This is a genomic window from Pseudomonas palmensis (assembly GCF_017848315.1).
Classification (GTDB): domain Bacteria; phylum Pseudomonadota; class Gammaproteobacteria; order Pseudomonadales; family Pseudomonadaceae; genus Aquipseudomonas; species Aquipseudomonas palmensis.
Window position 1 is genome coordinate 40,344 of the sequence record NZ_JAFKEC010000035.1, and the last position, 11,413, is coordinate 51,756.

At 64.3% G+C, this 11,413-nt stretch carries 13 protein-coding genes; 9 read left to right on the forward strand and 4 right to left on the reverse strand.

Going from position 1 to position 11,413, the window contains the following annotated elements; all coding sequences use genetic code 11:
- From cobU to JZZ72_RS17830, 8 genes are all read left to right on the forward strand, one after another.
- A complete protein-coding gene (cobU, locus tag JZZ72_RS17795; RefSeq protein WP_043862535.1) occupies positions 1–516 on the forward strand; it encodes a bifunctional adenosylcobinamide kinase/adenosylcobinamide-phosphate guanylyltransferase in 516 nt (171 codons plus the stop codon).
- A gap of 2 nt (positions 517–518) precedes the next feature.
- A complete protein-coding gene (gene cobT / locus JZZ72_RS17800; protein ID WP_088514024.1) occupies positions 519–1,574 on the forward strand; it encodes a nicotinate-nucleotide--dimethylbenzimidazole phosphoribosyltransferase in 1,056 nt (351 codons plus the stop codon).
- On the forward strand, positions 1,571–2,140 hold the full coding sequence (gene cobC / locus JZZ72_RS17805) for an alpha-ribazole phosphatase family protein (protein ID WP_210014785.1): 570 nt from the start codon (positions 1,571–1,573) through the stop codon (positions 2,138–2,140). Before cobT ends, cobC begins: the two co-directional genes overlap by 4 nt.
- Complete coding sequence (locus JZZ72_RS17810) at positions 2,140–2,868, forward strand: adenosylcobinamide-GDP ribazoletransferase (protein ID WP_210014786.1); 729 nt, start codon at positions 2,140–2,142, stop codon at positions 2,866–2,868. Before cobC ends, JZZ72_RS17810 begins: the two co-directional genes overlap by 1 nt.
- Before the next feature lie 122 nt (positions 2,869–2,990).
- On the forward strand, positions 2,991–4,184 hold the full coding sequence (locus JZZ72_RS17815) for a glycoside hydrolase family 5 protein (RefSeq protein WP_210014787.1): 1,194 nt from the start codon (positions 2,991–2,993) through the stop codon (positions 4,182–4,184).
- Between the two features lie 40 nt (positions 4,185–4,224).
- Positions 4,225–4,629: a MarR family winged helix-turn-helix transcriptional regulator gene (locus tag JZZ72_RS17820; protein WP_043862530.1), complete on the forward strand. Its 405-nt coding sequence runs from the start codon at positions 4,225–4,227 to the stop codon at positions 4,627–4,629.
- 63 nt (positions 4,630–4,692) lie between these two features.
- On the forward strand, positions 4,693–5,901 hold the full coding sequence (locus JZZ72_RS17825) for an MFS transporter (protein ID WP_043862529.1): 1,209 nt from the start codon (positions 4,693–4,695) through the stop codon (positions 5,899–5,901).
- A gap of 151 nt (positions 5,902–6,052) precedes the next feature.
- On the forward strand, positions 6,053–6,604 hold the full coding sequence (locus JZZ72_RS17830) for a glutathione peroxidase (protein WP_043862528.1): 552 nt from the start codon (positions 6,053–6,055) through the stop codon (positions 6,602–6,604).
- A 7-nt stretch (positions 6,605–6,611) separates the two neighbouring features.
- On the opposite strand, the gene JZZ72_RS17835 is transcribed toward JZZ72_RS17830, so the two are convergent.
- A complete protein-coding gene (locus tag JZZ72_RS17835; RefSeq protein WP_210014788.1) occupies positions 6,612–6,878 on the reverse strand; it encodes a DUF2798 domain-containing protein in 267 nt (88 codons plus the stop codon).
- A gap of 113 nt (positions 6,879–6,991) precedes the next feature.
- Between JZZ72_RS17835 and JZZ72_RS17840 the strand changes: the two genes are divergently transcribed.
- Positions 6,992–7,927 carry a LysR family transcriptional regulator gene (locus JZZ72_RS17840; RefSeq protein ID WP_054914683.1) on the forward strand — a complete coding sequence of 312 codons (936 nt, stop codon included), beginning with the start codon at positions 6,992–6,994 and terminating at the stop codon, positions 7,925–7,927.
- 40 nt (positions 7,928–7,967) lie between these two features.
- Here the strand turns inward: JZZ72_RS17840 and JZZ72_RS17845 are convergent, their stop codons facing one another.
- The 3 genes from JZZ72_RS17845 to JZZ72_RS17855 all read right to left on the reverse strand — a co-directional run bounded on the left by JZZ72_RS17845 (position 7,968) and on the right by JZZ72_RS17855 (position 10,428).
- Complete coding sequence (locus JZZ72_RS17845) at positions 7,968–9,242, reverse strand: OmpP1/FadL family transporter (protein WP_043862525.1); 1,275 nt, start codon at positions 9,240–9,242, stop codon at positions 7,968–7,970.
- A 144-nt stretch (positions 9,243–9,386) separates the two neighbouring features.
- On the reverse strand, positions 9,387–9,869 hold the full coding sequence (locus tag JZZ72_RS17850; RefSeq protein ID WP_043862524.1) for a hypothetical protein: 483 nt from the start codon (positions 9,867–9,869) through the stop codon (positions 9,387–9,389).
- Between the two features lie 334 nt (positions 9,870–10,203).
- Entirely contained in the window at positions 10,204–10,428 is a 225-nt protein-coding gene (locus JZZ72_RS17855; RefSeq protein WP_043862639.1) for a hypothetical protein, read from the reverse strand.
- Between the last annotated feature and the right edge of the window lie 985 nt (positions 10,429–11,413).

Consider the following 11,413-nt stretch of genomic DNA (forward strand, 5'->3'; position numbering starts at 1 on the left):
ATGCTCAAGCTGATTCTTGGCGGCGCCCGATCGGGCAAGAGCCGCCTGGCCGAACAATACGCCGTCGACAGCGCGCTGGCGGTGACCTATATCGCCACCAGCGAGCCGCTGGACGGTGAAATGAATGCCCGCGTGCAACTGCACCGTGCGCGTCGCCCTGCCGAGTGGGCGCTGATCGAGGAGCCGCTGGCGCTGGCGCAGGTGCTGCGCGAAACCGCCGCGCCCGAGCGTTGCCTGCTGGTGGACTGCCTGACCCTGTGGCTGACCAACCTGCTGATGCTCGAAGACCCCGAGCGCCTGGCCGCCGAGCGCGATGCACTGCTGGACTGCCTGGCGCAGTTGCCGGGTGAAATCATCCTGGTCAGCAACGAGACCGGCCTGGGCGTGGTGCCCATGGGCGAGCTGACCCGTCGTTACGTCGATGAAGCCGGCTGGCTGCATCAGGCCATTGCCGAACGTTGCCAGCACGTGGTGCTGACCGTTGCCGGCCTGCCACTTACGCTCAAGGGAGCCTGAACATGAGTCAAAACTGGTGGCAGAACGCGTGTCAGCCGATCAATCTGGCTGTGCGCGAACAGGCGCTGGAGCGCCAGCGCGAGCTGACCAAGCCAGCCGGCTCACTGGGCCGGCTGGAGCAGGTTGCGGTGGAGCTGGCCGGCTTGCAGGGCAAGCTCAAGCCTGGCGTGCGGCAGGTATGGATCGCGATTTTCGCGGGCGATCACGGCGTGGTGGCCGAGGGGGTTTCGGCCTATCCGCAGGTGGTCACCCGGCAGATGCTGCAGAACTTCGTCGGCGGCGGCGCAGCCATCAGCGTGCTGGCCCGCCAGTTGGGTGCGCAGCTGGAGGTGGTCGACCTGGGGACGGTCGACCTGACCCTGGAACTTGCCGGTGTACGCCATCTGCGCATCGGGGCGGGCACCGCCAACTTCGCCCAGGTGCCGGCAATGACCGCCGAGCAGGGGCGCCTGGCGCTGCAGGCCGGGCGCGAGAGCGCCTTGCGTGCGCGTGATGCCGGGGCGCAACTGTTCATCGGCGGCGAAATGGGCATCGGCAACACGGCCTCTGCCAGTGCGGTGGCCAGTGCATTGCTCAAATGCACCCCTGGCGAGCTGACCGGCCCCGGCACTGGCCTGAATGCTGCCGGTGTCGAACACAAGACCCGCGTGATCGAACGCGCGCTGCTCACCCACGCGGCGCTGGCCGACGACCCATTGGAGCAGCTGTTGTGCTTTGGCGGCTTCGAGATTGCCGCGCTGGTGGGGGCGTACCTGGCGTGCGCGCAGCAAGGCATCGTGGTGCTGGTGGACGGTTTTATCTGCACCGTGGCGGCGCTGGTTGCAACGCGCATCAACCCCGGTTGCCGGGCCTGGCTGCTGTTCGGTCATCGCGGCGCCGAGCCCGGGCACCAGCGGGTGCTCGAAGCGTTGCAGGCGCAACCGCTGCTGGAGCTGGGCCTGCGCCTGGGCGAGGGCAGCGGGGCGGCGCTGGCGGTACCGCTGCTGCGCATGGCCTGCGACCTGCACGGGCAGATGGCGACCTTCGCCGAGGCGGCGGTGGCGGACCGCGATACATGATCGTCGACCTGCTGCGTCATGGTGAAACCGAACTGGGCGGTGGGCTGCGCGGCAGCCTGGACGACGCGCTGACCGAACTTGGCTGGGCGCAGATGCGTGCGGCTGTGGTCGAGGGCGGGCCGTGGACGCGGATCATCAGCTCGCCGCTGCAGCGCTGCGCGCGATTTGCCGAAGAACTTGCCGGCCAAGTGGGCGTGCCCATGCAACTGGAGGCCGGCCTGCAGGAGCTGCACTTCGGCGACTGGGAGGGGCGCAGCACCGCCGACCTCATGCTTACCGACGAACAGGGCCTGGGGCTGTTCTGGGCCGACCCTTATGCCTTCACGCCGCCGGGTGGCGAGCCGGTCACGGCGTTTGCCGAGCGGGTGCTGGCGGCCATGGCGCGGGCGTACCAGGCCCACGTCGGCGAGCGCGTGCTGCTGGTGACCCACGGCGGCGTGATGCGCCTGCTGCTGGCCCGTGCCCGCGGCCTGCCGCGCGAGCAGCTGCTGCAGGTGGTGGTCGGGCACGGCGCGGTGCACCGTCTGCATTGCGCGGCCGACGGTCGTTTCGCGGAAATCGCCTGATGCAGGCGTTCTGGATTGCCCTGCAGTTTCTCAGCAGCCTGCCGGTGCGCCTGGCGGGCATGCCCGCGCCCGAGCAGATGGGGCGCTCCCTGCTGTGCTACCCGCTGGTGGGGCTGTTGTTCGGCGGGGTGCTGTGGGCGGCCAGCGCGCTGCTGGCGGGCAGCCCGCCGATGCTGCAGGCGGCCCTGCTGCTGTGCATCTGGGTGTGGTTGAGCGGTGCGTTGCACCTGGATGGCCTGGCCGACAGCGCCGATGCCTGGCTGGGCGGGTTCGGCGATCGCGAACGCACCCTGACGATCATGAAGGACCCGCGCAGCGGGCCGATTGCGGTGGTGACGCTGGTACTGGTGCTGCTGCTCAAGTTCTGCGCGTTGCTCGCGCTGGTCGACAGCGGGCAGGCGGTGGGCCTGCTACTGGCACCGGTACTGGGGCGGGCGGCGATGCTGGGGTTGTTCCTGTGCACGCCGTATGTGCGCGCAGGCGGCCTGGGACAGGCGCTGGCCGAGCATCTGCCGCGTGGCGAAGCCAAGGCCGTGTTGCTGGCGACCGGTTTGGGGTGCCTGGTGCTGGCGGGATGGAACGGTATCCTGGCCGTGGGCGTGGCGCTGCTGGTGTTCGCGCTGCTGCGCCAGGTGATGCTCAAGCGCCTGGGGGGCACCACCGGGGATACAGCAGGGGCGTTGTTGGAGCTGCTGGAGCTGGCGGTGGTGGTAAGCCTGGCACTCTGAAGGGGCTGTCAGGAGCTCTTCGCTGCGGTCATGAATCTGTAGTGTTTTGCAACTGAATGCAGCACGTTGTCAGCCTTCGCAAGCGCTAGCCTTACGTTCCTCTGTCTTTGCGGGGTGCCCCGATGCGCAACCAGCTGCTGGCCTGCCTTATTGCCTGTTCGTCCCTGCCGGCCCACGCCGCCGACCTGATCGACTTCTGGAACACGCCGCGCCATGGCGGCAACAGCTTCAACCGCCTGCCGCCCGACCAGGCCTATTTCGAGGCGCTGCACGGCTACGGGGCGAGCTGGGTGCGGTTGTCCTATGACAAGTGGCAAGCGGCGCAGCGTGATTTTCTGCTCGGTAATGCCGATACCTACCAAGGGCTGCCGGCCGCCGACCTTGCCACGCTCAAGGCCACCCTGGACCGCGCGCACGCCGCAGGCCTCAAGGTCGTTATCACGCCCCTCTCACTGCCCGGCATGCGCTGGGCACAGAATAACGCCGGCCAGTTCGATGACCGGCTCTGGCAGGACAAGGCCTACTGGGCCCAGGCCGCCGACTTCTGGCGTGACCTGGCGCGGGCGCTCAAGGACCATCCGGCGGTGGCGGCCTACAACCTGATCAACGAACCGGCGCCCGAGAAACTCGGCGGCCTGGCCGAGCACGCCAGCGCCGAGCAGATGCACGCCTGGTACCGACAGCGGCAGGGCAGCACCCGCGACCTGCCGGCGCTGTATCGCCAGTTGGTGGCGGCGATACGCGAAGTCGATCCACTTACCCCGATCATGCTCGATGCCGGCTGGTACGCCGCGGCCGATGCCTTCGAGTACTGGCCTGGCGCGCTCGACGACCAGCGCCTGCTCTACAGCTTTCACATGTACGAACCCTACGCGGCCACCAGCGCGCCCAACCTGCAGCGCGCCACGCCCTATGCCTACCCTGGGCCCGCGCCCTTTGGCGGTAGCGTTGCGCAATGGAACAAGGCCCGGGTGCAGCAGTATCTGCAGCGCCCGCTGGACTGGGCCGGCAGGCACGCGGTGCCGGCCAATCGCCTGGTGGCCGGCGAGTTCGGCTGCATGCGCCGCTGGGCGGGCTGTACCGCCTATCTGGAGGATGTACTGGGCACCCTCGATCGCCAGCAGGTGCACTGGGCCTTCTACAGCTTTCGCGAAGACAGTTGGGACGGGATGGACTACGAGCTGGGCAGCGCCAAAGTGCCGTGGGCTTATTGGCAGGCGATCGAAAAGGGCCTGCCGGACCCGCTCAAGCGCACGCCCTCCAACCTGTTGGAACCGATTCGAAAACGCCTTGCCCTCAATGGCGTACCCCACTGAACGCTTGCATCCTGGAAACTCCGGGTATATACACGCATCTATGTTGAAGAGCCATTGCATCTGTACTCATCTGCGCCGGGCCGCCCGTGGGGTCAGCCGGCACTATGACGAAGCCCTTGTGGGCTTCGGCATCAATGTCGCCCAGTTTTCCCTGCTGCGGCATCTGCAGCGTCTCGATCAGCCCAGCATCTCGGTGCTGGCCGAGTCCATGGGCCTGGATCGCAGCACGCTGGGTCGCAACGTGCGGGTGCTGGAAGCCGACGGCCTGGTGGCGTTGGCCGAAGGTGTCGACTTGCGCAACCGCATCGTACTGCTGACGGAGAAGGGCCTGGCGCGCCTGGTAGCCGCCACGCCTGCCTGGGAGCAGGCCCAGGATGCCCTGGTGAGCAACCTTGGCGAAGGGCAGCGCGATGAACTGGTGCGCCTGTTGGAACAGTTGGCTTGAGCGTATTACACCAATAAGCGGGTATATACCCGTGTAACCTTGCGGCGGTCTGGGAGAACAAGAATGACATCGGTATGGCGCACGAGCGGTTGGGTGCTGTTGGGGGCGGCGCTGATCCTGGCATTGTCGCTGGGGGTGCGGCATGGCTTCGGCCTGTTCCTGGCGCCGATGAGCGCCGAATTCGGCTGGGGGCGCGAAGTGTTCGCCTTCGCCATCGCCTTGCAGAACCTGATCTGGGGCCTGGCCCAGCCGTTTGCCGGTGCCCTGGCCGATCGCCTGGGCGCGGCCAAGGTGGTGATCATCGGCGGCATTCTCTACGCCGTGGGGCTGGTGATGATGGGCATGGCGGACTCGGCGTGGTCACTGTCGCTCAGTGCCGGGCTGCTGATCGGCATCGGCCTGTCGGGCACCTCGTTCTCGGTGATCCTGGGTGTGGTAGGACGTGCCGTGCCGGCAGACAAGCGCAGCATGGCCATGGGCATCGCCAGCGCCGCAGGCTCCTTCGGCCAGTTCGCGATGCTGCCGGGCACCCTGGGCCTGATCGGCTGGCTGGGCTGGTCGGCGGCATTGCTGGTGCTGGGCCTGCTGGTGGCCTTCATCGTGCCGCTGGTGGGCATGCTGCGCGATAACCCGCTGCCCAGCCAGGGGCACGAACAGACCCTGATGCAGGCGCTGCGCGAAGCCTGTTCGCACTCGGGCTTCTGGTTGCTGGCGCTGGGCTTTTTCGTGTGCGGTTTCCAGGTGGTGTTCATCGGCGTGCACCTGCCGGCCTACCTGGTCGACCAGCACCTGCCGGCCACCATCGGCACCACGGTGCTGGCACTGGTCGGGCTGTTCAATATCGTCGGCACCTACACCGCCGGCTGGCTGGGCGGGCGCATGTCCAAGCCGCGTCTGTTGACCACCCTGTACCTGCTGCGGGCGGTGGTGATCGTGCTGTTCCTGTGGGCGCCGGTGACCCAGTTCAGCGCCTACCTGTTCGGTATCGCCATGGGCCTGCTGTGGCTGTCGACGGTGCCGCTGACCAACGGCACCGTCGCCACCCTGTTCGGGGTGCGCAACCTGTCCATGCTGGGCGGCATCGTCTTTCTGTTCCATCAGTTGGGCGCATTCCTGGGCGGCTGGCTGGGCGGTGTGGTGTACGACCGTACCGGCAACTATGACCTGGTGTGGCAGATCTCGATCCTGCTCAGCCTGCTGGCTGCCGCGCTCAACTGGCCGGTGCGCGAGCGCCCGGTGGCGCGGCTGCAGGCGCGGCCGGAGGCGGCATGACCGCGCGCCTGGTAGCGTTGGTGCTGGCTGGCCTGGTGCTGGCGCTGGTGTGGTGGGGCTGGCACCAGGGCGGTCTGGCGCTGATGCAGTTGGGCATGGGCGTGTGCTAGGCGTAAGCTGAACCCCTGCACTCAGGCAAGGGAGACGCACCATGTACGCACGCTGGCTGTTGGTACCGCTATTGATACTGGCTGGTTCGGGGGCCGTGCTGGCCGCCGACTGCCCGGCCTTGCTGCAGGGCGAGTTGCCCAAGCTGCGCGCCAAGGAACAGGTGAACCTGTGCGAGCGCTTCGCCGGCAAGCCGCTGGTGGTGATCAACACCGCCAGCTATTGCGGCTTCGCGCCGCAATTCGAAGGGCTCGAGAGCACCTACAAGGCTTATCACGGGCAGGGCCTGGAAATGCTCGGGGTGCCGTCCAACGACTTCAAGCAGGAAGACGCCGACAGCGAGAAGACCGCCAAGGTGTGCTATGCCAACTACGGCGTGACCTTCACCATGACCGAGCCACAGAAGGTGCGCGGCGACGACGCCACGCCGCTGTTTCGCGAGCTGGCCAGGCAGAGCAATGCGCCCAGGTGGAATTTCTACAAGTATGTGGTCGATCGCCAGGGCAAGGTGGTGGCCAGCTTCTCCAGCCTGACCAAGCCGGACGACCCGGCGTTCAGGGCTGCCATCGAGAAGGCCATCGCCTCGCAGCCCTGAGGCGGGCTCAGGCCTTGCCCGGGTGGACGGTCCAGGCCACCAGCTTGAGCACGATCGGCCGTACCACCAGCACGCAGGCGAAGGCCACCGGCATGGCCAGTTGGTAGGCCTTGAGCACATTGGCCAGGTAATGCTCGCCGACGCCGCTGTTGGCGCCGGTGATCACGAAGCACATCAGCAGCGCCATGATCGACGACATGTAGAACGCGAATACGTAGGGGGTGGCGCGTACGCCGAGTTTCAGGCGTGGGCGAGGGCGGGTCTGGCTGGTCATGCAGGCTCCTGAGGGTAGGGGAGGCGCCAGACTAGCAGGCTGCCAGGGTACGAGGTAGACGACGCCAGCTTAGGTCTTTATAAAGAGAACCTTACGAATCCTGGAGTTTGGCCGTGAACCTGTTGGGCTCGATACGCAGTTTCATCAAGGTGGTCGAGGCTGGCAGCATCGCCGGTGGGGCCCGCACCCTGGGCTTGAGCGCCGCCGCAGTGAGCCAGAACATCGCGCGCCTGGAAGCCCATCTGCAAGTGCGCCTGCTGGCCCGCACCACCCGCAGCATGGCGTTGACGCCCAATGGTCGCGCCTATTACGACAAGGTCAGGCATGTGGAGCGTGATCTGGAGCTGGCGCAGCTGGCCGTCACGGCCGATGACGGCGAACCCCAGGGCCGGTTGTGCATCTCCTCTTCTTCGGCCTTCGCGCGCTATGTGCTGGCGCCACTGATGCCGGCATTCAACCTGCGCTATCCGCAGCTTTCAATTGAATTGCTTACGAGCGACCGGCGTGTGGACCACGCGCGCGAGTCGATTGACGTGAGTGTGCGCATCACCCCCCAGCTGGAAGACGGCCTGCTGGCGCGGCACGTTGCCCAGATCCCGTTCATCTGTTGCGCAGCGCCTGCCTACCTGGAGCGTGCCGGCCGGCCCGGCACCCCGGAAGCCTTGAAGGGGCATCGCTGCCTGGTGTTCCGTTACCCGGTGGACGGCCGCTTTCTGCGGTGGGGCTTTGTGCGTGACGGCCTGCGTTTCGATGCCGAGTTCGGGGATGTGTCGATCAGCGATGACATCGACGTGCTGGCGCAGATGGCGGTGATGGGGGGTGGGATCGTGCGCCTGGCCGAGTTCGTGGCGCGGCCTTACCTGGAGAACGGGCAACTGGTGCCGCTGTTCGAATATGCCCAACCCCACCAGGCCTATGCACAGACCTCGCCAATGGACATCTATCTGTGCGTGGCCGACCGCTCGGCGCTGACGCCCAAGGTGCGGGCCTTCATGGCGTATGTGGAGGACTGCCTGGCGCAGGCCTGGCGCGTGCGCGCGCGGGCATAAAAAACCGCCTTTGGAAGGCGGTTTTTTCATGCAACAGCGATCAGAAGCGGTAGGTCAGCGAAGCACCCAGGCCGTGTGCACTGTTTTCGTACTTGGCGTTGTACGAGCCCTTGAACGAAGGGTCGGTGATGGCGGTGCTCTGGTGAATCTTGACGTCTTCTTCCATCAGGTACGAGTAGGCCACGTCGATGGTCATGTCGTCGCTCGGGTTCCAGCCGGCGCCCAGGCTGAACACCTTGCGGTCGCCGGTTGGGATGCGTGGCGAACGGTTCTGGTTGTTGGCTGGCGACTGGTCGACGGAGAAGCCGGCGCGCAGGGTCCATTCCTTGTTCAGCTTGTAGGCAGCGCCGATGGCGTGGGCCCAGGTGTCGTGCCAGTTCTGTTCTTCGGCGATCTGGCCCAGTGCCGGTGCCAGTGGCCCGGTGCCCTCGTTGTTGACCACGATGGACTCCAGGCGGCTCCAGCGGGTCCAGGTGCTGCCCGCGTACAGGGTCCAGTTGTCATCCAGTTCGTGGGTGACCGAGAAGTCGACCGACTCGGGGGTCTTGATCTTCAGCGAGGCGTCGAACTTGCTGCCGCTGAACGGGCCGAAGCCCGGGCCGCTGATCTTGGTGTCGCCCTTGAGCTTGTAGTCGACCATCGAGTGGTAGGTCAGGCCGACGCGGGTTCTGTCGGTGGCCTGCACCATCACGCCGATGTTGTAGCCGACGGCGGTGTCGTCACCGGTGATCTTGACCTTGCCGTCGTTGCTGCCTGGGGTGGCGCGGTTCAGCGCGGCGGACTCCAGGGTGCCGTCGATACGGTTGATGGTCGGGCCGAAACCGATCGAGACCTTGTCGTTGAAGGCGTAGCTGATGGTCGGTTGCAGGGTCACGACCTGAACTTCGCTCTTGCTGCCGAAGTAGCGGCCGGCAAAGCCGTGCTCGTAGTCGGTGATCAGGCCGAAAGGCACGTAGACCCCGAAGCCGAATGCCCAGTGGTCATCGATCGGCTTGACGTAGTAGCCCATCGGTACGCCAACCACGGGGACCATGTCGCCGTCGTTGCTGCCACCGAAGGTGCCGCTGCCCTTGATGTCGGACTTGGCAATGATGGCCGCGCCGCCGACGGTCACTTGTTCGCGTTTGAGGCGGGACATACCGGCAGGGTTGCCAAACACGGTGCTGGCGTCATCGGCAGAAGAAGAACGACCCGCGAAACCTGTGCCCATGCCGCTGATGCTTTGCTCGTTGAGGGCAAAACCGCTGGCGAAGAGTTGAGTTGATGCGAAAGCGACAGCGAGGCCGAGTGAGGATTTGAGTATTACTTTTTTCATTATTAGAACTCCATGGGATCACCGGAGCGCAAAGTATCAATAATTTTGGACGTGCGCTATAGGCTCTAAATCAGGAGATACCGCGTTTTTGTAGGACAATCCGACCAGATTCGCTGATTTTATCCGGTTGTTTGAAAATGGTTCTCAGCAGGCCTGGAGCGCCGGTTTGCCGACGCATGCCTGCCAGGCCTGGGTGAAGTCGCGTAAACGGGCGTGGGGCTGGAATGTTTGACGCCAGATTCTTGCGAGACCTAGCAGGTCGTCGGATTCTGGTAGCGGCAGCGCCTTTTCTTCGACCAGCATCCAGGCGATGGCGGTGGCGTAGCGCAGGTTGACGGTCAGTTCCAGGTGCGGGCCGCTGAGGAACGCGTGCTGGCTGGCGAGGCCGCGGACCAGGCTGGCCAGTTCGGGGTCGTGGGCCAGGTACTGGTCCCAGATCGATTGGTGGCGCAGTTCGCCGATGCGGTACAGGCCGTGGCCACGGCGGTCGTGCAGGGCCGAACCCATGCCCGACTGGCTGGCTGCGATGCCCAGCAGCAGGGCTTCGGCGCTGGGGCAGTAGCGGCCCAGGTACAACAGGGTGGGGCGGATGACGAATTCACTCAACTCGCTCGCGGCGATAGCCATAATGCCCTCGAACTTCGTAAATGGCCGGCGGGACGCTGGTGCTTGGCAGCAGGTGGGTCGGGTCAGGCCCGCCGGAAGCGGGCAAGGCCGCTTGAGTTGAAGTGTAGTGTCATATCTATGCTGTAAAGGACTGTTTTTAAATCGATTGTGGTGGCTTGGCATAACCCATATGACGCTTGGGTATTAGGCCGTGGGGGTTAAAGCGCTTTCGGTGGTTGGGGTTTGGCCAATGAATCCGGGCCTTGCAGAGGGCAGGTCGAGCGCGGCGGTCACTGAATTTCAGGCATAAAAAAGCCCCGCCAATCGGCAGGGCTTCTTGCGTCTCAGACGACCATCAGGCAACCAGTGCCTGGCGAGTCCGGTCAATCACCGCTTGCAGCGGCTCAGCACTCTCGTACTGCTCCGGATACAGACGCTCGCTGTGACGAGCAATGCCGTGTTCATTGACCAGGGTAAAGCTGAAGCTGCCCTTGCGCGCCGCATGGATCATGCAGTTCAACGGGGCAAATGCCTGGCTAAGGGTGCGAATGGCAGCCTGAGTATGGATGGATGTATTCATAGTTATTAGATGTTCCTGCAAAAGACACAGCATAAGAGCCGTGTTCATATAAAACGTTCCAGTAACGCAAAGCTTTAGGGCTAGAGCGAAGAACCTGACTGGAACAGGGCAGCCAGAGGTAAGCGCATTGATTAGGTGGCGCCAGGGCTGACTGGTAGGTACTAGGAAGACAGGCAACACGTCAGGGCTAAGGTTCTGCGCCGCTGTGTGAAGATCCTGTTCAATCTGCAGGGTGACTCGCCAAGAGTAGGTAATGGTTACCTGGGAGTCATCAAGTGGGCCGGTCCTGGTTTCAACAGGTGCTGTTCCGTTGTCGGATCAGGACGCTGCAAGGACTGCTTTGGCCAGAATTGAGTTTCAGCTTGGTACTAACGCTGGCAACACTACAGCAGTTTTCAGGTTGTGGCAACCCTTTGTGCTTTTCGTGCGCCAAGCCGGCCATTATCTCGATTTCAGGCTGTTCTGTGAAGAGGGCCCCAGGAGGCACCACCGCGCGTGCGGAGCATTTTCGTGCAATCCCGTGCCTCGCTTTGGGGCACCTGTCCACACCTGTAACACCTCTTGTCAATGTGGCGCTACACCGCGGCAGGGCCCTGGCGATGACCAGTTCGAAAGTACAAGTCAATGAAAAAAAACACTTTTTTTAGCTGGTGAAAAAATCGTCAGTTTGAGCGCGGGCCCCATTCTACCGGGGTTTGCGGGGTGTAGGAGGGGGTTGTCCACCGAGTTATCCACAGCTTCTGTGGATTGTCATGCGGGTCTGCTCTAGGACGCGGGTGCCAGCAATGCAGGAAGTGTCTGACAATTTTCGCGGCGCATTTCGGCTCGCGCGAAATGTCTACTGACGTGTCAAAAAAAAACATCGCCTGAAGGAAAAAAAGCCTCGAATTCCCTCGGGCCATGCACGAGAAAATCCGGTAGAGTGGCGCGCCTCTCGAGTTGCCTTCGCCGTTTTTTATGAAGTTTCGCAGCAAAACCCCAAGCC

Coding starts and splice junctions, on each gene's coding strand:
- cobU (WP_043862535.1), top strand. CDS start 1: ATGCTCAAGCTGATTCTTGGCGGCGCCCGATCGGGCAAGAGCCGCCTG.
- cobT (WP_088514024.1), top strand. CDS start 519: ATGAGTCAAAACTGGTGGCAGAACGCGTGTCAGCCGATCAATCTGGCT.
- cobC (WP_210014785.1), top strand. CDS start 1,571: ATGATCGTCGACCTGCTGCGTCATGGTGAAACCGAACTGGGCGGTGGG.
- JZZ72_RS17810 (WP_210014786.1), top strand. CDS start 2,140: ATGCAGGCGTTCTGGATTGCCCTGCAGTTTCTCAGCAGCCTGCCGGTG.
- JZZ72_RS17815 (WP_210014787.1), top strand. CDS start 2,991: ATGCGCAACCAGCTGCTGGCCTGCCTTATTGCCTGTTCGTCCCTGCCG.
- JZZ72_RS17820 (WP_043862530.1), top strand. CDS start 4,225: ATGTTGAAGAGCCATTGCATCTGTACTCATCTGCGCCGGGCCGCCCGT.
- JZZ72_RS17825 (WP_043862529.1), top strand. CDS start 4,693: ATGACATCGGTATGGCGCACGAGCGGTTGGGTGCTGTTGGGGGCGGCG.
- JZZ72_RS17830 (WP_043862528.1), top strand. CDS start 6,053: ATGTACGCACGCTGGCTGTTGGTACCGCTATTGATACTGGCTGGTTCG.
- JZZ72_RS17835 (WP_210014788.1), bottom strand. CDS start 6,878: ATGACCAGCCAGACCCGCCCTCGCCCACGCCTGAAACTCGGCGTACGC.
- JZZ72_RS17845 (WP_043862525.1), bottom strand. CDS start 9,242: ATGAAAAAAGTAATACTCAAATCCTCACTCGGCCTCGCTGTCGCTTTC.
- JZZ72_RS17850 (WP_043862524.1), bottom strand. CDS start 9,869: ATGGCTATCGCCGCGAGCGAGTTGAGTGAATTCGTCATCCGCCCCACC.
- JZZ72_RS17855 (WP_043862639.1), bottom strand. CDS start 10,428: ATGAATACATCCATCCATACTCAGGCTGCCATTCGCACCCTTAGCCAG.